This window comes from Terriglobus albidus (genome assembly GCF_008000815.1).
Taxonomy (GTDB): domain Bacteria; phylum Acidobacteriota; class Terriglobia; order Terriglobales; family Acidobacteriaceae; genus Terriglobus; species Terriglobus albidus_A.
This window is the reverse complement of the sequence record NZ_CP042806.1, coordinates 181840-207758: the sequence shown is the minus strand read 5'-3', so window position 1 is coordinate 207758 and position 25919 is coordinate 181840. Positions and strand designations below refer to the sequence as shown.

At 59.6% G+C, this 25919-nt stretch carries 16 protein-coding genes and 1 pseudogene; 12 read left to right on the top strand and 5 right to left on the bottom strand.

Annotated features, from left to right (window positions below; genetic code table 11):
• Window positions 1–263 precede the first annotated feature (263 nt).
• From FTW19_RS00835 to msrA, 7 genes are all read left to right on the top strand, one after another.
• The gene (locus FTW19_RS00835) at window positions 264–3254 is read left to right on the top strand and encodes a TonB-dependent receptor (protein WP_187143185.1); all 2991 of its coding nucleotides are present in this window, start codon (window positions 264–266) and stop codon (window positions 3252–3254) included.
• 85 nt (window positions 3255–3339) lie between these two features.
• A complete protein-coding gene (locus FTW19_RS00830) occupies window positions 3340–6414 on the top strand; it encodes an amidohydrolase family protein (protein ID WP_187143184.1) in 3075 nt (1024 codons plus the stop codon).
• Between the two features lie 353 nt (window positions 6415–6767).
• Window positions 6768–7949, top strand: coding sequence for a trans-sulfuration enzyme family protein (locus tag FTW19_RS00825; protein ID WP_147645812.1), 1182 nt, complete (start codon window positions 6768–6770; stop codon window positions 7947–7949).
• On the top strand, window positions 7946–9070 hold the full coding sequence (locus tag FTW19_RS00820) for a trans-sulfuration enzyme family protein (RefSeq protein WP_147645811.1): 1125 nt from the start codon (window positions 7946–7948) through the stop codon (window positions 9068–9070). The genes FTW19_RS00825 and FTW19_RS00820 overlap by 4 nt, the downstream gene beginning before the upstream one ends.
• 133 nt (window positions 9071–9203) lie before the next feature.
• On the top strand, window positions 9204–10364 hold the full coding sequence (scpB, locus tag FTW19_RS00815; protein WP_147645810.1) for an SMC-Scp complex subunit ScpB: 1161 nt from the start codon (window positions 9204–9206) through the stop codon (window positions 10362–10364).
• Between the two features lie 57 nt (window positions 10365–10421).
• The gene (locus FTW19_RS00810) at window positions 10422–11312 is read left to right on the top strand and encodes a pseudouridine synthase (RefSeq protein WP_147645809.1); all 891 of its coding nucleotides are present in this window, start codon (window positions 10422–10424) and stop codon (window positions 11310–11312) included.
• A gap of 117 nt (window positions 11313–11429) precedes the next feature.
• Window positions 11430–12086 (top strand): peptide-methionine (S)-S-oxide reductase MsrA, encoded by a 657-nt coding sequence (gene msrA, locus FTW19_RS00805; protein WP_348641837.1) that lies wholly within the window; start codon window positions 11430–11432, stop codon window positions 12084–12086.
• An 85-nt stretch (window positions 12087–12171) separates the two neighbouring features.
• Here the strand turns inward: msrA and FTW19_RS00800 are convergent, their stop codons facing one another.
• Window positions 12172–13554, bottom strand: coding sequence for an amidohydrolase family protein (locus FTW19_RS00800; protein ID WP_147645808.1), 1383 nt, complete (start codon window positions 13552–13554; stop codon window positions 12172–12174).
• A gap of 345 nt (window positions 13555–13899) precedes the next feature.
• Here FTW19_RS00800 and FTW19_RS00795 point away from each other — a divergent pair, with 345 nt between their 5' ends.
• The gene (locus tag FTW19_RS00795) at window positions 13900–15270 is read left to right on the top strand and encodes a DEAD/DEAH box helicase (RefSeq protein ID WP_246153509.1); all 1371 of its coding nucleotides are present in this window, start codon (window positions 13900–13902) and stop codon (window positions 15268–15270) included.
• 63 nt (window positions 15271–15333) lie between these two features.
• Window positions 15334–16278, top strand: coding sequence for a segregation and condensation protein A (locus FTW19_RS00790; protein ID WP_147645807.1), 945 nt, complete (start codon window positions 15334–15336; stop codon window positions 16276–16278).
• 197 nt (window positions 16279–16475) lie between these two features.
• On the opposite strand, the gene FTW19_RS00785 is transcribed toward FTW19_RS00790, so the two are convergent.
• From FTW19_RS00785 to FTW19_RS00770, 4 genes and pseudogenes are all read right to left on the bottom strand, one after another.
• Window positions 16476–17201, bottom strand: coding sequence for a hypothetical protein (locus FTW19_RS00785; protein WP_147645806.1), 726 nt, complete (start codon window positions 17199–17201; stop codon window positions 16476–16478).
• A gap of 53 nt (window positions 17202–17254) precedes the next feature.
• A complete protein-coding gene (locus FTW19_RS00780; protein WP_147645805.1) occupies window positions 17255–18445 on the bottom strand; it encodes a hypothetical protein in 1191 nt (396 codons plus the stop codon).
• Window positions 18446–18606: 161 nt separating this feature from the next.
• Window positions 18607–20259 (bottom strand): annotated as a pseudogene (gene treS, locus FTW19_RS00775) (maltose alpha-D-glucosyltransferase); the annotation flags it as partial.
• A gap of 59 nt (window positions 20260–20318) precedes the next feature.
• Entirely contained in the window at window positions 20319–20933 is a 615-nt protein-coding gene (locus FTW19_RS00770) for a TetR/AcrR family transcriptional regulator (RefSeq protein WP_246153508.1), read from the bottom strand.
• A gap of 64 nt (window positions 20934–20997) precedes the next feature.
• Here FTW19_RS00770 and FTW19_RS00765 point away from each other — a divergent pair, with 64 nt between their 5' ends.
• The 3 genes from FTW19_RS00765 (at window position 20998) to treY (ending at window position 25919) form a co-directional block, all read left to right on the top strand.
• Entirely contained in the window at window positions 20998–21570 is a 573-nt protein-coding gene (locus tag FTW19_RS00765; protein WP_147645802.1) for an isochorismatase family protein, read from the top strand.
• A 160-nt stretch (window positions 21571–21730) separates the two neighbouring features.
• The gene (locus tag FTW19_RS00760) at window positions 21731–23125 is read left to right on the top strand and encodes a DHA2 family efflux MFS transporter permease subunit (RefSeq protein ID WP_147645801.1); all 1395 of its coding nucleotides are present in this window, start codon (window positions 21731–21733) and stop codon (window positions 23123–23125) included.
• A 148-nt stretch (window positions 23126–23273) separates the two neighbouring features.
• Window positions 23274–25919: a malto-oligosyltrehalose synthase gene (gene treY, locus FTW19_RS00755; protein ID WP_147645800.1), complete on the top strand. Its 2646-nt coding sequence runs from the start codon at window positions 23274–23276 to the stop codon at window positions 25917–25919.

Sequence of the window (25919 nt, the reverse complement as noted above, 5' to 3'; positions counted from 1 at the left end):
ACTCCTGAAAATTTTTCGATTAGACATCTTGCCGGTCCGCTTTTACGCTGCTCTCACACACGATCGAAAATGTGCTGTTCCCGGGGATGGTCTTCATTCGTCCCGTTTGCAGCATTCGGCGGATCAGCTCCCTGAGTCACCGCCACCCAGCAGTACCGGCACACAAAGAACCACATACAGGGCCCAGTTCCACGATTTCCCGTTATCGATATCGCGGCACGGAGGCCCCTCTATCTGAATTTGCTTTTGTGAGGTCACTTGGCATGAAGATGTTCCTTCGCTCCCTGCTTCTCCTTGTTGCACTCTCCGTGGTCACCGCAGTCGGCCGTGCCCAGCAAACCGGCTTCACTGGAAAGGTCACCGATGCGCAAGGCGCGGCCATCTCCGGCGCTACGGTCGATGTCCTCCGTGTCGGAGGTGCCGTGTTTCACGCCACAACCAACGCAGAGGGCGTCTACCTTGTGCCATCGCTGGTAGCCGCCGACTACGAGATCACGGCCTCCGCTTCCGGCTTTACGCCGGTCAAGAAGCCGGTGACACTGCTTGTCGGTCAGCTTGTGACCCTGGACCTGCAGCTTCCCGTCTCCTCAACCACGACCTCGATCGTTGTTGAAGCCGAGTCGCTCGCCATCGATACCACCTCCTCCGTCGTAGCCGGGAACGTCACGCCGCAGGAAGTTCAGGGCGTGCCGATCAATGGCCGCAACTACATGTCGCTGGCGACGCTGGTTCCGGGCATCAAGATCAACGCCGTCACCTCGGACGTCCCCGTCGGCTCCGCATCGGAATCGGGCAAGTTCATGATCACCATGGACGGGTTGCAGGTCTCGCAGGATACCGCCGGCGCCGCCTTTGGCCAGCCGCGCTTCTCGCAGGACGCGATCTCACAGTTCCAGATCATCACCAATCGCTTCGACGCAACACTGGGCCGTTCGGCCGGTGTCTACGTCAACTCGCAGTCGAAGTCCGGATCGAACTCCTACCATGGCGGAGCGTTCGGGTACTTCCGCAATGACTCCCTGAATGCTCCTGACCCCGTCGCCAAGAAGGTGCTGCCCTTCAGCGACCAGCAGTTCGGCGGAACCATGGGCGGTCCCATCAAGAAAGACAAGCTCTGGTTCTTCGGCTCCTACGAGGGCGAGCGCAAGCCGGATACCGCAACCACCACCAACCTGGTAACGAACGCTGCCTTCTCGCATCCGAACACACTGCGCGTGAATGAGTACCTGGGTCGCGGCGACTACCAGATCAATGCGACCAACCGCATCTTTGTGCGCGGTGACGGCTTCACCTACAAGAGCGACTACCTCGGTGTGAGCGGCAACGCCGATCCGTCGCGCGCCTACCAGGGCACTCGTACCAGCTACGGCTTCGTCGCCGACTGGAACTCGAATCTCACCCCCAACCTGGTGAACGATCTTCATGGCGGATATCACCACTTCGGCTGGCAGAACCTGCCCTACACGCAGTCGATGGAGATCATCTTCTCCAACATCACCGTCGGCGGTCCCTATAACTATCCGCAGATCTTTGCGCAGAACAATCAGGACTACCGCGACGACCTTTTCTGGCTGAAGGGCAAGCACTCGGTCAAGTTCGGCGCGGAGTATATCTACACCGGTCACGGCGGCTACTTCCAGCAGAACGTGCGCGGCCGCATCAACCCCTGCAGCGCCTCCATCACGGCAGCCCAGTACAACTCCATGTTCCCCAATGGCGCTTCCGACGCGTCGAGCTGGAACTACACCGCAATCAACTCGGTCTGCGGCGGCGCTTCGACCTTCATCAAGGGCTTCGGTGACTTCACCGTCGATGTCCCGCGCTCCATCTACGGCTTCTGGTTCCAGGATGACTGGAAGATTCTTCCGCGCCTGACCCTGAACCTCGGTGTCCGCTACGACAACGACTTCGGCGCCTTCACCGGCGGACCGAAGCTCAGCAATGGCCTGCTGGTGCCGCAGGGCAACGACAACAACAACTTCGCTCCGCGCATCGGCTTTGCCTGGGATCCCATGGGCAACGGCAAGACCAATATCCGCGGCGGCGCGGGTCTCTACTTCGCCGATATCTCCGCGAACCAGATCATCGATCAGCAGATCTTCAACGGTGTCTCCACCATCCAGGCTTCGGTCAGCGGTACGGCGGCGAGTCCGATCAACTTCTCCGATCCGTTCAAGGGTGGCAACCCGGCGGCCAATCCTGCAGCGTACTCGCAGGCAGTGCAGCCGCTGGCCAAGGATGCCAAGGTGCCGTATGCGCTGCAGCTCTCCTTCGGCGTACAGCGTGAGCTGCCCTGGAGGACCGTCCTCAACATGGACTTTGTCCATACCCGTGCGTACGACGACTGGATCCGCCTCAACGGCAACTTCCTCGTCGATCCGACGAATGCACAGCGCAACCTGAACCCGAACTCGACGCTCGCCTCCAGCACGACCCGTGTCTGCGGCAATGGCTCGGTCTCGCTTGACACTATCTCCAGCTACAGCAGCACCACCCGCCAGGTCTGCAACCAGTCGTTCACCTCGGTCTCGCAGTTCTTCACACCCGGCGGAGCAGGTTCCATCTATGACGGGCTGCAGATGGGCATCAAGCACTCCACGACGGCCGGTTTCACCGGAGCTCTCGCGTATACCTGGGCGCGCACCAAGAACTCTACCGAAGGCCCCTTCTACTATCCCAACAAGCCCTTCGCCTCCGGCATCAAGGACGAGTGGGGTAACGGCACCGATGACCAACGCCACTCGCTCACGCTGAATGGCGAGTACAAGTGGAAGTACGGTCTCTCCCTCTCCTCGCTCTTCCGCTTCGGTTCGGGTCTGGCCTTCGCGACCGCAACCGGAACGGCATCGCCGAACGGCGGCACTCCGACCTACAACCGCACCGTCGCTGCCGGTACAACACCGATCCAGGCCGGCACTACCTGCGCTGTCGCGCCCTGCCTCGCGGTATATGCCCCAATCTCGAAGTTCTCCTACGACGCAAGCTACGGCTCCTGGGTGATGGCCCGTAATGCCTTCCGCGGCCGTGCCTACGAACGTATCGACAGCCGCCTGCAGGAGGCCTTCCCCATCGGCGAAAAGATCAAGGGGATCGTCGCCGTGGAGGTCTTCAACCTCTTCAACCACTTCAACCCCTACAGCTACAACACCAACGCAAACTCCTCGGCTTATGGCACGCCTACGGCGGCCGGCGGCAGCGGTTACCTCGAGTTCGCTCCACGTCAGCTTCAGTTCATCGGCCGCATTAGCTTCTAAACTGTTTCCGCCTCACATAAATCCACGCAGTGCGTTCCCAAATGGGGCGCACTGCGTTCTTCCGTTGAAGGAGCTTTCAAGGTTCATGCGTCTCTCCGCTCTCGCCTCCGCTGCTCTGCTTCTCTCGGTACCGGCGTTTTCCCAGGCCACGAAACCTGCCGCCGCAAAGCCCGCTGCCTCTACCTCGAAGACCAGGATCATCACCATTCATGAAGGCACGAATATGGCCTCGACGGTCTCGCCCGATGGCAAGACCGTCATCCTCGATCTGCAGGGCATACTCTTCTCTCTTCCCATCGAGGGGGGCAAGGCGAAGCAGCTTACGCAGCCTACAGATGAGGCGGCGTATCCGGGGTTTGCGCCCGACGGCAAGACGGTGGTCTTCCAGTCCTATGCCGGCGGTACCTTCCACGTCTGGAAGATGAATGCTGACGGTACTGGCCTGAAGCAGGTCACCTCCGGCCACGGCGATGACCGCGAACCCCGTATCTCTCCTGACGGCAAGACCATTGCCTTTGCCTCTGATCGTGACTTCAAAGGCTCCTACGATATCTGGACCGTCGGTATCGACGGCGGCGAGCCGAAGCAGATCACCAGCGGCACGAATGATGAGTACGAGCCCGGATGGACGCCCGACGGCAAGATCGTCTACGTCTCCGCCATCGATGAGGAGATGATCCCCGGTCTGCGGGTTGCGACCGGCCGCCAGGTGATTCAGATAGATCCTGCCTCGCTGGCGAAGAAGACGCTGGTCGAGGTGAAGACAGGCCGCATCGACTCTCCCTCGGTCTCGTCTGACGGCAAGCTGGCCTATGTCTACTTCTCCGGTGCAGGACAGACGCTCTTTCCATCAAAGCTGATCGTTGATGGAAAGCCCATCTCCAGCAAGTACGATGACGCGTTTCCATTCGAGGCCGCGTGGATTTCGCCGACGTCGCTGCTGTACACCACCAACGGCAAGCTCGTGAAAGCCGACCTCTCCGCGAAGACAGAGACGGAGATTCCGTTCACTGCAGACATCAAGTCCATCCGCCCCATCTTCAGGTCGAAGGACTACCGCTTTGACTCGAAGCTGCCTCGCCAGGCGCTCGGCCTCTATGGTCCGGCGCTCTCGCCGGATGGCAAGCAGGTTGCGTTTGTCGCGCTGAATCAGCTCTATCTGCTGACCATCGGCAATCCTGTGCCCAAGGCGCTGACCAACGACAGCTTCTACAAGCAGGGGCCGATGTGGTCAGCGGACGGCAAGTGGATCGCCTATGTCTCGGACAAGGATGGCGTCGAGAATGTCTACCTGCTCGATCCGAAGACCGGCGAAGAGAAGCATCCTTCGCCATCGAAGAGCACGGCGCAGATCTTTCCCGCTCTCTCTCCGGACTGCAAATGGTTTACCTCGCAGGACCAGACCGGAGCTACACATCTGACAGAGATTGCCACCGGCAAGGATTCGGTTGTTGCTCCGGCGACCTTCTTCCCGGGACGTGCGAGCTTCTCTACTAACGGCAAGACGTTGGCCATCGCGACGATTCATCCCTATACGAAGCGCTTCCGCGAAGGCACCAGCGACATCCTGCTGGTCGATATCGCGACAAAGAAGCAGACATGGCATAAGCCGGCTCCGTTTGAGTCAGTGACGACGCGAACGGAAGACGGCCCTGTGTACTCGCCTACCGGCAAGGAGATGGCTTTCGTGATGAGCGACGTGCTCTACACCATGCCGGTGGATGAGAACGGTGCACCTGCAGGTAAAGCTGAGCCTCTGAACAACGAAGTGACCGACGCGCCGACGTATAACGGCGACGGTTCGAAGCTTCTCTATCTGAACAACGGCAAGCTGAAGCTGATCGATCGCAAGAGCAAAGTCATTACACCGGTGGCTGTGAGTCTGAAGTACACGCCTGAACAGCCGACGGGCTCCACTGTGATTCATGCGGGCAAGTTCTGGAAGGGAAGTGGACCCGATGCCCAGACGGACGTCGATGTCCTGGTGACCGGCAACCGCGTGGTCTCAGTCACTCCGCATGGCACCAAGCCTGTACCTGCGGGCGCAAAGGTCATCGAAGCGCCGAATTCGACGGTGCTGCCTGGCCTGTGGGAGAACCACTCGCACCCGAACTCCGACAACTCCATCTACTACGGCGACCGCATGGGCCGCCTATGGATGGCCTATGGCATTACCACGCTGCGCGACATGGCGGATAACGCCTACCGAGCTGTCGAAGAGAAAGAGGCCTTTGTCTCCGGCGCTGCAGTTGGTCCGCGTCTCTTTGCTACCGGCGAGGCTGTCGATGGCGAGCGTGTCTACTACCCGATGATGATTGCGACCACCAGCGAAGCCCAGTTGCAACGCGAGTTCCAGCGCCTGCATGCCCTGGACTTCGACTTCCTCAAGCTGTATGTGCGTCTGCCCTACAGCTGGATGAAGAAAGGCGATGACTTCGCGCATAACGTCATGGGGGTACAGACCGCCTCGCACTATCTGCTGCCTGCGGTGGCTATCGGCAACGACGGCATGAGTCACGTCTCGGCGACGGCCCGCACTGGTTGGGCGTACTCCCGCTCTCTGACGGGTTTCAGCTATTCGGATGTACAGCAGCTCGAAGCCGAGTCTGGCATGTGGACTATCTCCACGCTGCTCAATCAGTCCATCATCGGCAACTGGCCGACGATGGCCGATGACAGCCGTTACAACATCGCTCCGCCGTGGGAGAAGAACCGCCTGGTCAACGGTCGCAATGCCGCGGTGAAGAATCCTTCAACCGCCAGCGAAGACCGCGTGATGCGTGAAGAGTCCACGGTGAAGGGCGTGCTCGATCGCAAGGGACTGTACATCGGTGGCACTGATTCGCCGTTGGACCTGCCTTCTACCTCACTACACCTCAACCTGCGCAGCCAGGTGAAGTATGGTCTGCAACCCTGGCAGGCGCTGGAGACAGTAACCAGCATCGCGGCGAAGGCGGCCTTGCTGGACAAAGATCTGGGTACGCTGGAGAAAGGTAAGCTCGCAGACCTCATCATCGTCGATGGCGATCCGCTGACCAACATCAACGACGTCACCAATGTGCAATGCGTCATGACCAACGGACATCTGCGCTCGGTGGCGGAGATCGCGGCACCTTTCGAGAAGCTGACGGCAGGAGCGAATATGTGCCCGGCGAAGTAGTTGCTGGTTGCTAGTTGCTGGATGCTAGTTGGAAAGGCCGGCGGTCCTGTCGGCCTTTCTTCTGGCAATAAGCAGGTCCTTCGCTACGCTCAGGATGACAACCAAAGAGGGCATCACCTTTACCCTTGTCATCCTGAGCGTAGCGAAGGACCCGCTTTTAAGCGTTCCCGCAAATCTGGGTGTCCCACCCATCGCATCGCGATGGTGGGACATTCGCGCTACGCGCGAACTGCTTTACCTTCAGTCCCATCCAACCCAAACAAAACCATCTTCAACCCCTGTCTTTCCCCATCCAATCCGCACCGCACCCTCAGTTAAGCTAGTTGTGCTTCAATCAACGTAGGGAGCATACCGTGTCAGAACGTCCAGACTTCGATCCATCTACACTCGTTATTCATTCCAATCGCTCCTACGAGATGCAGTCCAACTCCATTCTTTTCCCCATTCACCAGACGGCGACTTATATCCATGAGAGTGTCGGCGTCACCAAGGGATACGGCTACTCGCGTGGCGCAAACCCGACAGTGAATGCGTTGGAGCAGGCCATCGCCGCGATTGAGAACACGGCGACTGCACTCTGTTTCCGGTCTGGTATGTCAGCCATTCACACGCTGTGTATGGCGATCCTTAAAGCAGGCGATCACGTCATCCTCTCGGATGTGATCTACGGCGGCACCATGCGTCTGTTCCACCAGGTGCTGGGCAACTTCGGTATTGAGTACAGCTACGTCGATACCTCCAGCGCTGGGCCGGCGGAAGCCGCTATCAAGCCGAACACTCGGCTTATCTTTTTGGAGTCCCCAGCGAACCCCACGCTGAAGATCTCAGACATCCGTGGTGTCTCCGAGGTTGCGCACAAGCACGAGAACATCCTCGTTGCCGTGGACAATACCTTCCTCACGCCGCTGCTGCAGGACTGTCTCGCGTTGGGCGCGGATGTCTCCATGCTCTCGACGACGAAGTACATCGATGGCCACAACGCTACCATCGGCGGCTCGCTGGCTACCAACGATGAAAAGCTGGTAGAGCGCCTGCGTCTGGTACGCAAGACCATTGGTTCGATCCAGACTCCCTTTGACTCATGGCTGGCACTGCAGGGCATCAAGACACTGCCGGCTCGCCTGGATGTACATTGCAGCCACGCCAAGCAGATTGCCGCATGGCTCGAAGCGCATCCGCGTGTGGCCAAGGTGAATTATCCGGGCCTCGATTCCTTCCCGCAGAAAGCGTTGGCTGCCTCGCAGCAGAAGGATTTCGGCGGCATGCTGAGCTTTGAGCTCGATGCCAGTACGGAAGACTCACTACGTTTCATGAACGCGCTCAAGCTCTGCACCTGCGCCGAGAGCCTCGGTTCAGTGGAGACGCTGGCGACCAATCCGGCCACGGCATCGCACTGCGATCTCACGCGTGAAGCACGCGAGGCGCTGGGCATCTCCGATCGCCTGATCCGTCTCTCGGTCGGCCTTGAGGCGCCGAAGGATCTCATCGCTGACTTCGAGCAGGCCTTCGCCGTTGTCTTCGGGAGCAAGGCGTGAAGTTCGGAACGCGGCTGGTCCAGTTTGACGCTGCTCCCGGCGATCCGCTGCATCCTTCGGCCACACCGATCTATCAGACGGCGACCTTTGCGCAGGAAGAGGCGGATGCCTTCGGGAAGTTCGATTACTCCCGCTCCGGCAACCCAACACGCAAGGTGCTTGAAGACCAGATGGCGGCGCTTGAGCAGGGAACCCGCGGTTTTGTCTTCGCCAGCGGCATGGCCGCCATCGCGACGGTGACGCATCTGCTGTCCGCAGGCGATGAGATAGTCGCCGACTACGATCTCTACGGCGGAGCGTCGCGTCTTTTCGGTAAGGTGATTGGCCGTGCCGGCCTGAGCGTGAAGTTTGTCGACGCGCAGGATCTTGTCTCACTTGATGCGGCGATTACGCCGAAGACGAAACTTGTCTATCTCGAGACGCCTACCAATCCGCTGCTACGCATTCTGGACCTGGCTGCCATCGTTGAGGTGGCCCACCGCCACGGAGCCCTGGTCTGCGTCGACAGCTCGGTAATGTCGCCGTATCTGCAGAATCCGCTCACCCTGGGCGCCGATATTGTTCTGCACTCCGCGACAAAGTTTCTCTGCGGGCACTCGGATGTCACCGGCGGCGTGATCGTCGTGAAGGACGAGAAGCTGGCGCAGGAGATCTATTTTCTGCAGAACGCCGAGGGGACGGCGCTTGGCCCGTTTGACTGCTACCTGGTGCTGCGGGGTCTCAAGACGTTGAAGCTGCGTATTGATGCGCAGCAGGCGAATGCGCGCAAGGTGGCGGAGTTTCTCGCGGCGCACCCGCGTGTCGCCGAAGTGAACTATCCGGGGCTACCGTCGCATCCTGGCTACGAGCTGCAGCATCGTCAAGCGAATGGTCCCGGCTCATTGCTGACCTTCCGCGCTGGCTCGCGTATCGCAGCAAAGCGAATTGCGGAGCAGACTGACCTGCTCAAAATCGCCGTAAGCTTCGGCTCGGTCAATTCGACGATCAGTATTCCGGCCGCGATGTCGCACGCCAGTGTGCCCGCTGAACACGACCGCTCGATTCCAGACGACCTGCTCCGCCTGTCACTCGGGATTGAGGATGCAGACGACCTGATCGCTGCTTTCGCGCAGACGCTTTAGGTCTCGTATTTTCGATATACCGGTATTCCTGTACGCCCGAATTCTAAAATCGGGTGTGAATGTAGCTGGAAACGGAAAATAAAGACCAAGAAATCCACCCAAGCCCGCCATTTACACTGTCACGGACAGGAAAATGAGCCTTAAAGCCAAGATCGAAGCCATCATCTACGCTGCGGAAGAGCCCGTTACGCTCGCCCAGTTGATCACTCTCCTCGGTCCCGACCTCGAACAGGCACTCGAGGAGCAGGACGCCGCAGCAGCGCAGCCCGAGCTCCCCATTCCCGACGAGACCGTCGAGGTACTCGCTCCGACCGTGGAAGAAGGCGGCACCGAGACCTTTCCAGGGGCCGTAGAGGCTGCCCCGCAGGATGCGGAGACTAGTCCCGTGGCCGAAACGCCCGCACCGGCAAAGGGCGAGGCACAGGCTCAGGAAGAGGCCAACGCAGAGGTAGCTGCGGAGACCGCTTCGGAGGCTCCAGCTGAGCCCGCTGCTGCCGAGAGCGAGCCCCTGCTGGTCGATGAGAAGAAGCTTGCCCAGCAGCGTGAGCGCCGTCTGCGCGATTACCTGAAGGCCGAGATCGCCGCCCTGATGGAAAACTACGAAGATCGTGGCGTGTACATCACCGAGGTCGCTTCCGGGTTCCGGATGTCCACGCGGCCGGAGTATCACGACGTGATCCGCGACTTCGCCAAGAGCCTGAAGCCGGCTCTCAAACTCTCCCTTCCGGCCCTTGAGACCCTGGCGGTGATCGCATACAAGCAGCCTGTTACGGCTGCAGAAGTCTCTGAAATCAGAGGAGTTGACTCCGCCGGTGTGCTTGGCGGCCTGATGACCCGCAAGCTCATCACTACGGCCGGCCGCAAGCAGGTGATCGGCCGCCCCATCCTTTACAAGACCACCAAAGAGTTCCTGCTCCGCTTCGGCCTGAAAGATACCTCCGAGCTTCCCAGCATCGAAGAGTTCGAGAAGATGGCCGGCGAACTCGCCGAGCAGGAGGACCTCCCGATGGAGATCAATCCGAACCCGGAAGGCACGCCGAATCCCGACGTCGAGCCCCAGGGGGCAGGCGAGGAAACACCGGAGACCCCAGTGCCCGAGCCGCAGGCTGACGGCAGCGGCGAATCAGTGGAGGACTCCCAGCCGGCACGCGAAACCAGCAACGCTGACGAAGAGCTACAGACCGTGGAAACCCCGGAAGTTGCTGAAGCGGAAGAAGCTCCGGCCTCCGTCGCGGAGCCTGAGGATGTGGAATCTGAGGAGAAGGCGAGCGCTGCCGGCATCGAGACCGTGTAGTGCGATCGAATTCGTTATTCCTTCCTTTCCGCTCTGACAGGCGATAATGGAGGGGATATGAGCGAGCCCGTACGTCTCCAGAAGATCATTGCCCAGGCTGGGCTCGCCTCGCGGCGTGCTGCGGAAGAGTTGATTCTTACCGGTCGTGTCACCCTGAACGGCGAAATTGTCACCGAGCTTGGCACCAAGGCCAATCCCGAGCGCGATCACATCCGTGTCGACGGTAAGCTGCTGCACGGTCCCGAGCGCCATCGCTACTTTGTTCTGAATAAGCCGCGCGGCTACGTCACCACGCTCTCTGACCCGGAGGGCCGGCCGACGATCATGGAGCTCCTTGCGAAGTCGCCAAAGGCTCCGCGGGAGCGGTTATACCCCGTCGGTCGGCTCGATTACCTTTCCGAGGGCCTGCTGATCCTTACCAACGATGGCGAGCTGGCGAATGCTCTCTCCAAGGCTTCCAGTGGTGTGGCTAAGACCTATCTGGTGAAGATCTCCGGCCAGCCCAGCGAGCAGGCGCTGCACCAGCTTCGCGGCGGCATCATGATCGAGCGCGGCCGCCTGCAGGAGGGCGATCGCCGCAACCGTGTGCTGACCCAGCCGGCGGAGATTACGCTGACCCGCGGCGGCGAGAATCCCTGGTACTCGGTCACCCTGACCGAAGGACGTAACCGGCAGCTCCGCAAGATGTTCGAAGAGATAGGCCACCACGTCGAAAAGATCCGCCGTATCGCCTACGGCGGCCTGGTGCTGGACGTGGAGCCGGGCGAGTTCCGGGAGCTGACGCCGGGTGAGGTTACTGCCTTGGGGCGCGCCAGCCAGGGCCGCAAGGTGGAACGCAAGAAGGTGCTCCCAGAGGCTGCCAAGCTAAAGGAACCAGCCAAACCGAAGCGTAAGCCCGGAGCAAAGTCCAGCTTCAAACCGGCAGGCCCCAGGCGCCGGTCCCGCTAAGCTTTCGGGTTACAGTCCAAAGCCTCTTTGTCCCATTTCGGGCACGACTTTCATGTCATCCACATTTCGCACTAATGCGTCTTTATTTTAGGGACGATTGTTAGAAAACAGGGCGTCGTGTACGCCTTGCGCAGCCCGGTGATCGGTAGGGTACACCCGTGTGTATATAACTCGCAACCTGTTGTTAACAATGGAACTACCGGTTACTATCTTTCGATTTTTCATCAGATTGTTGATGACAAACCATACTCGGCTGGCATCTTATTCGTGTTCGTAGTTGTAGAAAGGAACACCGCAGTGCCAATTGAAAAAGCAACATTTGGTGCCGGGTGCTTCTGGGGCGTGCAAACACGCTTCGATGAGCTCTCCGGTGTGTTAGAAACAGCAGTCGGCTATGAGGGCGGGGCCCTCGAACATCCAACGTATAAAGAGGTTTGCACGGACCGGACAGGCCATGCAGAAGTGGTTCAGGTCATCTTTGATCCAAGCCGCATCAGCTACGATCGCCTGCTCGATGCTTTTTTCTCCTTGCACGACCCAACGCAGTTGAATCGCCAAGGACCGGACTGGGGCACCCAGTACCGTTCTGTCATCTTCACCCACTCCGAGCAGCAGGCCCAAGCAGCGCAGGCGAAGATCGCCGACCTGTCCGCCTCGGGAACCTACTCACGCTCCATCGTGACAGCCGTTGAACCAGCGCAGACTTTCTGGAAAGCAGAGGAATATCACCAGAAATATCTCGAAAAGCGCGGCATGGTTGCCTGTCATATCTGAGCGTCAGCCTCCTCTAAGTCGAGCATCGAATAGAAAGAAGGGCCGGTATTCACCGGCCCTTCTTCTTTGCTGCGTATTTCGTTGTTTACTTGGTCGCCAGTTCACCGACGCGCTGTCCGTTATGCCACACACCAAGAATCTTTTCGGTGTTCTCGATCTGCGTGAGCGGATCGCCATCCAGCACCAAAAGGTCAGCGGTCTTCCCAACCGCAATGGTGCCGGTATCCGTCTGGTGCAGCATCGCCGCTGACTTTGAAGTGGCGATGGTGATGGCCTGCATCGGAGTGAGCCCGGCCTGCACCATCAGTTGCAACTCACGATGCTCGCTGACGCCAGGAATGCGTACCGGCTGCGCCCCTGCATCCGTACCGAAGCCGATCTTCACGCCTGCTTCTGCAACGCGGCGAAGATTCTGCATTGCGATGGCAAGGTCCTGGCGCTTGATCGTGGTGCCACGATCAGCAGCGATCTTTCCTTCGTAGACCGTGTCGGCAAGGCGGGCCGAGAGTCCCGGACCCGCAGCCAGACGGACAAAGGTGCCATCCAGAAACTCCGGATGGTCCAGATAGGTGAAGGTAGACTCGTCGGCTGCGAGCGTCGGAATGTACCAGGTCCCCTTGGTCTTCATCGCGTCAATCAATTCCTGATCGACGCCGGCATCGCGCACGGAGTGCGCGAGAATATCCACGCCGCTTGCGACCAGATCCTTGGCATCGGCCAGGTAATAGACATGCGCTGCAACAGGAAGCTGATGCTGGTGAGCCTCATCAATGACAGCCTTGTAAATCGCGGGATTCATGCTGGGGCGTGAGCCGCGCAACGAATCTACCCACACCTTGATGATGTCTACCTTCTGCTTCGCCATAGCGCGCACGGCTTCGCGCGCCTCTTCCGGGTTCTTGATGCGATAGATGGCATCGTCTTTCACCGTGAGGGGAGGAGCTCCACCTTCAATCGCAATGCCGCGGCCGGCGGTGAGCAGACGCGAGCCACCGATCAAGCCTTGACGTTGGCGCTTGCGCAGGTCGTAGACCAGGTCGGGATTCAAGCCGAGAGAGTTGACGGTTGTGACGCCGTAGCGCTGGTACAGATAGAGCTCGCCCACCACATTGGCCTCGGTGTAGGCGTCGGCTGAGCCCTCGGCCTTGTCGTGCAGCACCAAGCCAAGGTGCACGTGGCCGTCGATGAGACCAGGAATCACTGTCTTACCGTTCCAGTTCAGTTCCTCCGCATGTCTGGGAGTGTTGATCTGCGCATTGGGGCCTATGGCAACGATCTTTTTTTTGTGGATGACGATCGCCATGTCTTCCATGGGCGCGGCGCCCGTACCATCAATGACGCGCACACCGCGGAGCACGGTGTTATCTGGAATGGGATGGGTGTTGATGTGGTACTTCTCGCCCGCCAGGGCGGCTGTACTGATGCATCCTAAAGCGGCCAGGGCAAAAAACCGCAGGACTTGCTTCATGCGGACCTCGCTTATGTCCTTTTTTCTATTCAATGCTTCTGATGCTCGGGGAGGCAGAATGGCCCACAATTTGTTAGGGCGCTACGCATGGTACCCTTGAAGTAGAGGTTGTGGATGGGGAGCGCCGCCGCAGGGTGGCGTGGCCAGAGACCAGCACAACCGGAGCTGTAGCGCAGTTCTTACTCTGGCTTGGATGGAAGGCATATCCGCTTTCCTCGCCATGTTGCACAGCACGCGTCCCGCGGACGATGGGTTTCTTACGTAAAACGCAGTGCTGCTCTACCGGTTGGCCTTTTGGTGCCGCCGCTGCGTTGTAGAAACCATACCCGTAAAGGACATTCTTTTTTGACGACACAATCCAAGGAACATACACACAAGGTGCACTTCTCTGACTTCGCCATCTCGCCGGAGTTGAAGCAGCGCCTGGATGCAGCCAAATTTATTACTCCCACGCCCGTTCAGGCGGGCGCTATTCCCCCAGCTCTGGAAGGCAAGGACGTGCTGGCCACTGCCGCGACCGGCACCGGCAAGACACTCAGCTTTCTGGTTCCGCTGATTCACCGCATGGAGACACAGGTGCCTGCGGCCGGCGTGAAAAAGCCGGTACGTGCGTTGATTCTTCTGCCTACACGCGAGCTGGCCATGCAGGTGATCGACAGCTACGCGAAGATCGAGCCCGCCGCCAAGAAGGACTCTGTCCTGGTCGTCGGTGGTCTGAGCGAGGGCCAGCAGCTTGACCAGCTTCGCCGCGGTCCGCGCCTGGTGGTCGCAACTCCGGGACGTCTGGAAGACTTTCTCAAGCGTGGCGAAGTCAGCCTGAAGCACGTTGAGATGCTGGTGCTCGATGAGGTCGACCGCATGCTCGACATGGGCTTCCTGCCCTCGATTCGGCGTATTGTGGGTGCGCTTCCGCGTCAGCGCCAGACCATGTGCTACTCGGCCACGCTGGATGCCAACATTGAGCACATTCTGGCGGATTATGTGAAGCAGCCGGTCCGCATCAAGATCGGCACCACCAGCAAGCCCACCGACCGTGTCACCCTGCGGGCTATCGTCGTCATGCAGGACCAGAAGCAGGCGCTGCTGGACCAGGAGCTAAACGAGCACGAGGGCAGCTTCCTTGTCTTCTCGCGCACTAAGCATGGGGCCGAGCGGATTTCGCGCAAATTGCAGAAGCAGGGACATGACGCCACGGTGATTCATGGCGACCGCTCGCAGTCGCAGCGCACCGCTGCCCTGAAGAGCTTTTCCGATGGCAATCACCGCATTCTGGTGGCGACCGATGTTGCGGCGCGCGGCATCGATATCTCTCACATTGCGCACGTGGTGAACTACGATCTGCCCAACGCGTCTGACGACTTTGTGCACCGCATCGGCCGTACCGGACGAGCAGGCGCCACAGGCACCGCGACCACCTACGTGATGCCGCAGGAGCGTCAAGAGGCCAAAAAACTGGAACGGGAGCTGGGCTTTGCCTTCAAGTGGATCGAGGCCGATCATAAAGCTCTCGAAAAGGAAGAGCGCAATAAGCCGGTCGACCTGGGAAACCTTGACCTGGGCAACATCGACGCTCTGCTGGCCCTGGAGAACCGGAGCTGGAAGAGCGATGGCGCCGCAGCACCTGCCTCGAACGGGAATGGTGGGAGTGGCGGCCGTCGTAAGCGTCCGGGTAACCGTTCTGGTAACCGTTCTGGCGGCGGCCGTCGTCGCCGCTAGTCGGAAAAGTGGGGAAATTTCCCCCACTTTTTCCGCCATGGGCAACGCCCTAAAATAAAACGAATGCCGGAAGAGACCATCACCGAGGCAACGCAGGCTCCCGCGGCCGAGACCCCAGGTCAGAGCCCTGATCTGGGTCCAGATCAGGGGCCAGTCCAGACCGTGGCGGAGCCAGCGGCCGCTCCTGCGAAGGTAGATCCCAAGCGCCCTGATCCCGCCAAGGAAGAGGCGTCGCAGTCACCGTTCTCCATCCTTGTCGGACAGGTCTATGAGGGCCCCCTGGACCTGCTTCTGGACCTGATCCGCAAGCAGTCCATCGATATCTACGACATCCCGATCGCGAAGATCACCCAGCAGTTCCTGGCCTACTGCGAGCACATCAAGCAGACCGATGTGGATGCCGCCGGCGAGTTCATCTACATGGCCTCGCTGCTGATTCACATCAAGAGCAAGATGCTGTTGCCGCGCGAGGCCGCTGAGGTCGCCGCCGGCGAGGCCGAAGATCCGCGGCGCGAGCTGGTCGAACGCCTGCTGGAGCACGAGAAGTTCAAGGCCGCGGCGCAGATGCTGCTGCAGAAACAGCAGATCGAAGAGGCTGTCTGGACCAATCCGGGCCTGCGTGACTTCAAGCAGATCACCGAAGGCGACCGCGAGATCGCGGCCGACACGGTCGATCTGGTGCGCGTCTTCCAGGAGATCCTGGACCGCATGAAGAAGCGCCCGGTGCTGAACGTGGACGAGGAGTCCGTGACCGTGGCGCAGATGATCGACTATGTGAAGCGCCGCATGGTGATGGAAGACCGTCCGGTTTCACTGCGCAAGTTGCTGCTGAATACCCACTCACAGCGCGCGCTCATCTGCATGTTCCTCGCCATGCTGGAGTTGGTGCGTCTGCAGGCTGTGCTGCTCCGCCAGGGCGAAGCCTTCGGTGACATCATGATCAAGAAGGCAGACGACTTCGACAAGGTGATGGAAGAGCAGCAGTCCGTCCGCGACGACTGGCGATAGCGCATCGTTGATGCATTGAGCGGGTGCCCCACATACGCGAAGCTTATGTGGGGTATATCGAGCGCAAGCTCGATCCGTTTGACCTTTGTGGTTTCGTTATTTAGAGAAACAGACTAAAAGCGGTTCGCGCGCAGCGCGAATGTCCCACATAAGCTTCGCGTATGTGGGGCACCCGGTTTGTGGCTCACCAATAGTGCTCAGAAATGCCGTACCTGTGGCCGCTCCTGTGGCGGCGGCGTTGGGATGAACGGGTCCTGCGGTGCATTCTTCTCGAGCGAGCGTGAGACGATGTCGCGCGATCCCAGACCAATGGCGAGCGCCATCGTCAGTACGATGCCGCCGAACAAAATGCCGAAGGCCAGCTCAATGATGTTGCCGCCGATCTGCAGGTGATCCAGGATCATGGCGGCGGTGAGCACCAGCACCAGCCACTTGATGCCGAGCGAGAGGAAGCGGGCGTACTGCAGCCGCATATTCACCGCGCCAATGAGCACGGTGCGGGCCAGGAAACGTGCGGAGAGGTTGCCAATCAGGAAGATGATGATTGCACCTACGGAGTGGGTCACGTAGGGCAGGAAGAAAGTCGTCATCTGATCTTTCGAGTCGGCCGAGACATCGAGCGTAGAGATACCGATGATGCAGCCGAGCACGACGAATCCCCACAGCACGATGCGCGAGATCAGCAGGGTTGCGGATCGACGCGGAGCGAAGTCCGAGACGCTGGTGGGCGCGCCGGAGCTGATGCGTTCGTCAAACTTGATCGCCATGAGGACGCGGCGCACCACCCATGCCAGTGCCGCACCGATCAGGGTGCAGATCAGGATTGCCAGCATCAATGCCAGCAGACCGGGCAGCAGGCTGGCCAGCCGCGACAGAACACGGTGGGCGGAGCCGGAGAGGGCCTCTTGAATCTGTTGCCACATCGCGTTGGTCTCCTTTCGGTAACTCTTATCTCATATCTCAGCAAAAACGTTGGTTATGGGTTGAAGCGGTCGGGCCAGCGCCAGCGCGAGACCAGATAGGGCTTATCGGAATCGAAGGCTGCGGCCAATGCTTCGATATGGGCCTCTTTCCGTCCGCCCAGAATGTAGCCCGCTACCCATGCCAGGTACAGCGGCGCCAAAGCGCCCAGCAGGTGTGCGCGGTTGATGGTGCGCAGCCTCCAGGCCAACAGGAAGTCATACACAATACGCACCCAGAGCGCATCGGGCATGAAGAAGCTCTGCTCTTCCAGGATCGAGAGTTTCTTCAGGCCAAGCAGAGAGTTCGGCGGCAGCACGAGCGACCAGATCTCCGAGAGATTCTTGTAGCCGATGCGGAAGGTCTCAATCATGGTGGTGACATCAGGCCTGGGTGGCTCTGCACTGAAGACCAGAGGCTCGCTGCCGACCACGGTTGCCTGTGTTCGCGCCCGCTGCCAGTAGGTGGCTCGTGTTTCCACGTCGGAGAAGAGCGAGCCCGCCACCAAGGTCAGCAACTGGGTAAGGTCAGTGACCTCGGGGACCGGGAACGATCGCGTGTCCATTGCGACTTCCTGAGTATTGAAGCCGGCAGTTGCGGCTTCACCGACAGGCCACAGCAGGGCATCGTTCTGATTGGCTGCCGTAAATCGCTGCGCGGTCGATGCCAGACGTTCTGCCATGCGCATGGAGAACGCGAGGTCGATCGGCTGGGGCGTGTGCACCTTGATGGAAAACAGTGCCCGCGTAACCGGCGCCAGGATGGTGTTGTTCACCAGAGCGTCGTGAGGAGACGTTGTGTAGCGCGGCAGCACCAGGTCGGTTTCGTTCTCCATGACGGCGGTGACCATGGTCCGCAGGTTTTGCGGAGCCAGGGTCCACGATTCCGAGCCCAGCATAAGGCAGCGCGGCGCCTGATACTCGTTCATCAGCTTGTAGGCGTTGAGATACTCCGCGGCCGTATGAATCCAGCGTGCGGAAGGAATCGCCGCAGCAGGTGTGACCGCAACCGCCGAAAACGGAAGATCGGCGGGTACCTCTTCCCCGAGATACGCAACAAGTACCGGCAGGCCGGCGAGGACAGGCCGCAGATGACTGAAGGCGGCACGTAATTGCTCGGCATCAAGCGGCGGCAGTGCAAGCAGGAGTGCAGGCGCGGTTGCCTGGGGTGCGCTGGTCGAAGGTTGAGGGGCGGCGGTCGTAGACATCGTGCTCTCAAGCAAGTTTAGTTGCTGACACTACCCGGATCGTTACCTGTTTCGGGAGGTCCCGGCACTTCTTCTACCGGATGTCCCACCGGCTCGGTCATCAACAGCAGATCGCGGGCCGGTTCGTGCTGCTGTTGTTGCGTCACTCTATCCAGTTGTGGAGGCGCCGGCTGCAGCTCCAGCCAGAAAAAACTGTATGGAGCCAGCGTCAGGGGGTACGGCGCATGCGTGATGAGGGGGAAGGGAACGTAGCCCAGCATCTCCACCGGCATCATGCCCACAAAGCGTGACAGATCCAGAGAAACCGGCTGCGCGAAGCGCGACAGGTTGGCGACGCATACTATCCGTTCGCCATCATACTCCCGGATGTAGGCCAGCACCTTGCGGTTATCCGGAGTAAGGAACTCGAGCGACCCGCGGCCAAAGACCTGGAAGAGCTTACGTAACGCCACCATATTGCGGGTCCAGTGCAGCAGGGAGGAGGTGTCCGTCTGCTGTGCCTCCACATTGATGGTCTGGTAGCCCCACACCGGGTCCATGATCACGGGCGAATAAAGCTTCTCCGGATTGGCGCGGGAAAAGCCGGCATTGCGGTCACCCGACCACTGCATCGGAGTGCGCACACCATTGCGGTCGCCCAGGTAGATGTTGTCGCCCATGCCGAGTTCGTCGCCGTAGTAGATGATGGGTGTTCCGGGAAACGAAAGCAGGATCGAGTTCAGCAGTTCGATGCGGCGGCGGTTGTTGTCGACCAGCGGCGCCAGACGCCGGCGAATACCCACATTGATGCGCATGCGCGGGTCGGCCGAGTAGGCCAGGTACATGTAGTCGCGCTCGTCGTCCGTTACCATCTCCAGCGTCAGCTCATCGTGATTGCGCAGAAACAGGGCCCACTGGCAGTTGTCAGGAATGGGAGGCGTGCGCGTCATGATGTCGGTGATCGGAAGCCTGTCCTCCTGCCGCAGCGCCATATAGATGCGCGGCATCAGGGGAAAGTGGAAGCACATGTGGCACTCGTCGCCATCGCCGTAAAACGGACGCACATCGTCGGGCCACTGGTTGGCCTCCGCGAGAAGAAACCGGTTGGTGTACTCGTTATCGATGATCGCCCGGATGTGCTTGATGATGGCGTGGGTCTCGGGCAATGCATCGCAACGTGTGCCTTCGCGTTCGACGAGGTAGGGAATGGCGTCCAGACGGAAGCCGTCTACTCCGAGATCGAGCCAGAAACGCATCGCCTTGACCACCTCGTCGAAGACGAGCGGATTGTCGAAGTTGAGGTCCGGCTGGTGATGGAAGAAGCGGTGCCAGTAGAACATGCCCACCTCGTCGTCCCAGGTCCAGTTCGACTTCTCCGTGTCCTTGAAGATGATCGGTACGCCGGGATACTTCTTGTCGGTGTGTGACCAGACGTAGAAGTCACGTTCCGTGGAACCCTCCGGAGCCCTGCGTGCGCGCTGGAACCACGGATGCTCGTCGCTGGTGTGGTTGATGACCAGCTCGATGAGCACCTGGATACCGCGCCGGTGGGCTTCCGTCAGGAAGAGCTTGAAGTCCTCCAGAGTGCCGTAGGCCGGGTGGACGGCGGTGTAGTCGGCGATATCGTAGCCGTCATCCCGCAGCGGGGAAGGGAAAAACGGCAAAAGCCAGATGCAGGTGATACCAAGGTCCTGCAGGTAGTCGAGCTTGGAGACAAGGCCAGGGAAATCACCGATGCCATCGTTGTTCGAGTCACAGAACGCCTTGACGTGTAACTCATAGATGATGGCGTCTTTGTACCAAAGCGGATCGTTTGCGCTGCCGGCCTTCTTCACAGGGGGTCGTGCCTCGTTCATGACGGTCACTCCGTTGGATGCGGTCTACCGCTCCGGCGTCACGCGGCATCGAAGATGCTGCCCAGATACAGTGTCAGTACCTTTTTGAACTCCGCCAGAATGGCAGGTTTTTCCTTCGGACCAGACTCTACCAGCATCGCCGTCATACCCTTCACCATCTGGAACACAACATTTGCGTAGAGCATGGCTTGCTCCTCCGCTATGTTGGGGTTCCTTGCGCGAAAGGCCTCGGCTACAACCAGACGGAGGGAGCGGCGCACCTTCGGATCCCGGCGAAATTTAACGGGGGCGGCGACCAGACTCAGGTACGCGGGACGATCTTCGGCAAAGGCCCGGATACGCTCCATGAACCAATCGGCGAACTCCTCGGGGGAGAGCAAACGAGCCTGGTCGATCAGCGATCGCCAGTCAGCCTCCATCTCCGCGCCGTATTGGGTGATCAGGGCCATGGCCAGCGCCACTTTATCGGGGAAGTAGTTGTAGAGCGCACCGATGGACGATCCGCTCCGTTCGGCGACAGCGGTCATCGTTGTGCCCTCATATCCGAGCTCGCCGAAGAGCGCCGCCGCGGCGTCGAGAAAAGCCTGCAGGCGTTTGGTGGAACGTTCCTGTACAGGAGCGGTTCGCAGCGTCTTTGACAAATTCGAGGGCATCCTCATATTCTACGGACAGAAATTCGAGGGTACCCTCGAATTTACAAAAAAGGAGTTATCGCCCATGTCCTCCCTTGCTCTGGCGCCCACGAAGACAGCCCTAGTCATCATTGACCTGCAGCACGGCATCGTCAGCCGCGCCACGAAGCCTTACCCGCCCTCGCAGGTGGTTGACAACTCCCGCGCACTGGCGGAGGCGTTGCGCGCCAAGGGAGGAACGGTGGTGTACGTTCACGTCGATTTTGCCAACTACAGGGCGATGGTTGCGGATGAGCCGGCGCGCCAGCCCGGCGCTCCGCCACCGCCGCCGGAGGCCTCGGAGATTGTCCCTTCGGCCGGCATGCAGCCGGGCGATCTGGCGATCACGAAGTACGGCTGGGGAGCCTTCGCGCAAACCGAACTGGAGCAGCAGCTTCGCTCCCGTGGGATTGAGACCGTTATCCTGACCGGTATTGCCACGAACATGGGCGTGGAGTCGACGTTGCGACATGGAACTGGACTTGGTTTCGACTTCGTCACCGTCGAAGATGCCTGCAGCACCTTCACTTCAGAGATGCATGCCTTCGCCTTCCAGTTCATCTTCCCGCGGCTTTCGCGCGTGCGCACTACCGCTCAGATTTTGGAAGCTCTGGCTTAGCTGCCACAAATTCGGATGTCCATGTCCGGGGTGGTAACCCCTGCGGGACATGGGCATTCGCGTTTCGCGCGAACCGCATCTTCTTCCCGTAAAGCACCGCTGAGCGAGGCGAGATCACTTTTCCATCGCTCAAAAAAAGCGGCCCGATCTCTCTACTCTGATGACCACGACCCACCAACTCGCCACGCATCCCAAAACCGGACCAGCGGTCTGGAAGATTGTTGTCGTCGCAGTGATCGGTTCGCTGCTGTCGCAGCTTGACTCGACCATCGTCAATGTCTCGCTCTCATCGCTGGCACATGACCTGGGAACGACGTTGTCTGCGATTCAGTGGGTGACAAGCGGATATCTGCTGGCGCTGGCATTGATGCTGCCGCTCAATGCCTGGCTGGTAAACCGTTTGGGAACACGCCGGCTCTATCTCGTCTCCTTCACTTGTTTTGTTGCGACATCCGCACTCTGCGGTTTTGCCTGGTCACCGGCGTCGTTGATCGCATTTCGAGTACTACAGGGCATGTGCGGCGGCCTGCTGGCGCCGCTGGCACAAATGATGATTGCCCGCGCCGCTGGCCGGGACATGGCTCGAATCATGGGCTACGCCACAGCGCCCATCCTGCTTGGCCCGATCCTTGGTCCGGTTATCGCCGGCCTGATCCTGCAACACGCCGGCTGGCGCTGGCTCTTCTTTGTGAATGTGCCGGTAGGCGCGCTGGGAGTTGTACTCGCCGTGCTCTTTCTGCCGAAGGACGAGACCGATCTTCGCTCGACGGCATTCGATCTTCAAGGCTTCCTGCTGCTCGCTCCGGCCCTGGTGCTCTTCCTCTACAGTACGGATCACATCCGCGAGACCGCAGGGATCGCTCTGATGATCATCGCAGTGGTCTTTCTTGTCTGTTTCGTGCGTTCTGCACTACGTAAGGGAGACGAAGCAATTCTCGATCTGCAGCTCTTTCGTGGCCGCACGTTCCGGACTGCGACGACGATACAGTTCCTCTCGAATGGAATTTCATTTGCAGGCCAGATGTTGGTTCCGTTCTTCCTCATGCGCGCCTGCGGGAAGTCGCCTTCGGCAACCGGTCTGATGCTTACCCCGATGGGATTGGGCATGCTCTGCTCTTATCCCATGATGGGAACGCTGACACAACGCTTCGGCATTCGCCGCGTCTCATTCGCCGGAGCTTTGCTCTCGCTGGCGGCAACTCTTCCTTTTCTCTATCTCAGCCTGCATGGCCTCGTGACATCCATGCTCGCGGTGACGCTCTTTCTCCGTGGGGTGGGGATGGGAGCCATCGGAATACCATCGATCTCGGCGGCGTATGCCGCGGTTCCGTGGGAGCAGCTTCCCATGGCCACCACTACGCTGAATATTGTGCAGCGTCTCGGAGGACCTACGCTGACCACTCTGCTTGCAACGTTTGTTGCCTGGCGCATGGCCTCTGCCTCTTCCATCGTATTTCCGGCGGCCTTTGCGCTGTTGTCCGCCTTTCATATCGCGCAAGCGGTGGCGACCAGCCGGCTTCCTCGCGAACTGCCCGGTGGAAAAGCCGTCTCCTGACGTCACATGCCACGAAAGCAGCGCTTGTTTTCTACCGTTTAGTCTCCTGCGTCAGCCATCCAACCCCGTCGGCGAAATTCGCTTCTTAAGGTGCAGACCTTAGTGTGTCCCAAGGACCGAGACATGCCATCACGGAAAGTAGAGAAGAATGGCCCGCATCCCCACGTCCACTTATCGTCTGCAGTTGCATGCAGGCTTCGACTTTGACCACGCGTCCGCCATCGCGGACTACCTGCACGATTTAGGTATCACGCACATTTACTGTTCGCCGTATCTGCAGGCTGCTCCCGGGTCCATGCACGGCTACGACGTTGTTGATCACCAGAAGGTGAACGAGGAGCTCGGAGGTATCGAGGGCCACGGGCGCCTGCGCTGGCGCCTGGGCGAACTCGGTCTCGGGCAGATCCTTGACATCGTGCCGAACCACATGGCGCTTGGACCGGAAAACCGGCTCTGGTGGGACGTGCTGGAAAACGGACCGGCGTCGCGCTTCTCGACGTGGTTCGACATTAACTGGCATCCGGACGAGGCCAAGCTGCAGAACAAGGTGCTGGTACCGATCCTTGGCGACCAGTACGGCAAGGTGCTCGCCGATCGCCAGATTCAAGTCGCACGCCGCGGTGCGGGCTTCGTCGTGCTCTACATCAAGAACGAGTTTCCCGTGGCGCCGCGCTCGCTTTACGGCCTGTTGCTGCGTGCCGGGGAGTATGCGCGTAGCGATACCCTGAGCTTTATCGCCGACTCGTTTGCCCGCCTGCCTGCGCCGGAGGCGACGGACCGCAGTGTCGCCGTCAACCGCCACCGCGACAAGACCGTCATCTACGCTTTGCTGGAACGTCTGTGCGCTGAAGACGGCAATATCTGCCGCTCTATCGATCAGGCTGTGGCGGATATGAATAACAACATCGATGCTTTGGATGATCTGCTGAACCAGCAGAACTATCGCCTTGCTTACTGGCGTACGGCTGACCAGGAGCTTGGCTACCGACGCTTCTTCGATGTGAATACACTCATCGGTCTGCGTGTCGAACGTGAACACGTCTTCGAAGAGACCCATGGGCTGATTCTGCAGTGGCTGAGAGAGGGTGCGCTCGACGGTGTGCGTGTCGATCACCCCGACGGCCTGCGCGATCCCGAGGGATACTTTCGGCGTCTGCGCGAACAGGCTCCCGATGCGTGGATCATCGGCGAGAAGATCCTCGAGTCAGGCGAGTGGCTACGGCAGGAATGGCCCATCCACGGCACCAGCGGATATGACTTTCTGAATGTGTGTAATGGCCTGCTGGCGCATGGCCCCGGTCTGGAAGAGATGACTACTATCTATTCAGACTTCACACACGAACCTGTCGATTTTGAAGATGTGGCGCATGAGAAGAAGCATCATGTCACACAGGAGGCTCTGGGCTCGGACGTCAATCGTCTGGCGGCACTGCTGGTGGAGATCTGCGAGAACAATCGTGATCGCCGCGATACGACGCGTGCGGAGATCCGCCGCGTCATCCGTGAGGTGGCAAGTTGTTTCCAGGTCTACCGCACCTATGTCGCTACCGATCGCGACACCATTACCGATGAAGACCGCTACCGCTTCTGGCAGGCTATCAATCAAGCCAAGCGCCGCCGTCCCGATCTTGATCCAGGTCTCTTCGACTTTGTTGGCGATGTGCTTACGCTGAAGGTGCGCGGCTTCCGCGAGAACGAGTTCGTCATGCGCTTCCAGCAGTTCACCTCGCCCGTGATGGCCAAGGGCGTGGAAGATACCGCCTTCTACACCTATAACCGCATGATCGGGTTGAATGAAGTGGGCGCCGATCCAGCGCATAACGGCATTGGGGTGGAGGAGTTTCACAACTACTGCGCGACCATGCAGCAGACTCATCCGCAAACGATGACAACGCTCTCAACGCACGATACAAAACGCGCTGACGATGTACGTGCGCGCCTGGCTGTGCTGACAGAGATTCCGGCTCGTTGGCGTGCCGCGTTAAATCGCTGGTCGCGCATGAATACTGAGTTCCGCGGTGAGCGGTATCCCGATCGCAACACGGAGTACTTTCTGTATCAGACGATGATCGGCGCATGGCCGATCGACAAGAAGCGTCTGACGGCCTACATGGACAAGGCCATGCGCGAGGCCAAACAGCACACCACATGGACGAACAATAACCGTGAATATGAAGATGCACTGCATCGCTTCATAGAACGGATTCTCGAGCACCAGCCTTTCGTAAATGAGCTGGAGCAGATGGTGGAACGTGTCCGCGAGGCCGGCTGGATGAACTCGCTGACACAGACATTGCTGAAGTACACGGCCCCGGGAGTGCCCGATCTTTACCAGGGCGGAGAGCTCTGGGACTACTCGCTGGTGGACCCCGACAATCGCCGTCCGGTGGACTATGATCTCCGCCGCAGTCTCCTGCGGGAGGTACAGTCACTCTCTCCTGAGGAGATGACGGAACGCAGCGAAGAAGGCCTGCCCAAGCTGTGGCTGATCCACAAGCTGCTATGGCTGCGAAAGGATCACCCCGAGTGGTTCGGACCAACCGCAGCCTACACGCCACTGGAGGTGCAGGGGCCGAAGGCGGCGCATATCATCGCGTATCTGCGAAATCATAGTGTCATCACATTGGCTCCGCGTTGGCGCATTAAGCTTGGAGATAGCTGGGCAGGCACCACGGTCGATGTCCCCGAAGGCCGCTGGAAGAATGTATTGACCGGCGAGATCGAACATGGCGGACGGCAGAAGACCGCCAGCTTCCTGCAGCGCTTTCCGGTCGCGCTGCTGGTGCGGGAGTAA

Coding starts and splice junctions, on each gene's coding strand:
- FTW19_RS00760 (WP_147645801.1), top strand. CDS start 21,731: ATGACCACGACCCACCAACTCGCCACGCATCCCAAAACCGGACCAGCG.
- FTW19_RS00765 (WP_147645802.1), top strand. CDS start 20,998: ATGTCCTCCCTTGCTCTGGCGCCCACGAAGACAGCCCTAGTCATCATT.
- FTW19_RS00800 (WP_147645808.1), bottom strand. CDS start 13,554: ATGAAGCAAGTCCTGCGGTTTTTTGCCCTGGCCGCTTTAGGATGCATC.
- FTW19_RS00835 (WP_187143185.1), top strand. CDS start 264: ATGAAGATGTTCCTTCGCTCCCTGCTTCTCCTTGTTGCACTCTCCGTG.
- FTW19_RS00790 (WP_147645807.1), top strand. CDS start 15,334: ATGCCGGAAGAGACCATCACCGAGGCAACGCAGGCTCCCGCGGCCGAG.
- FTW19_RS00830 (WP_187143184.1), top strand. CDS start 3,340: ATGCGTCTCTCCGCTCTCGCCTCCGCTGCTCTGCTTCTCTCGGTACCG.
- FTW19_RS00810 (WP_147645809.1), top strand. CDS start 10,422: ATGAGCGAGCCCGTACGTCTCCAGAAGATCATTGCCCAGGCTGGGCTC.
- FTW19_RS00770 (WP_246153508.1), bottom strand. CDS start 20,933: ATGCCCTCGAATTTGTCAAAGACGCTGCGAACCGCTCCTGTACAGGAA.
- treY (WP_147645800.1), top strand. CDS start 23,274: ATGGCCCGCATCCCCACGTCCACTTATCGTCTGCAGTTGCATGCAGGC.
- FTW19_RS00785 (WP_147645806.1), bottom strand. CDS start 17,201: ATGTGGCAACAGATTCAAGAGGCCCTCTCCGGCTCCGCCCACCGTGTT.
- FTW19_RS00780 (WP_147645805.1), bottom strand. CDS start 18,445: ATGTCTACGACCGCCGCCCCTCAACCTTCGACCAGCGCACCCCAGGCA.
- scpB (WP_147645810.1), top strand. CDS start 9,204: ATGAGCCTTAAAGCCAAGATCGAAGCCATCATCTACGCTGCGGAAGAG.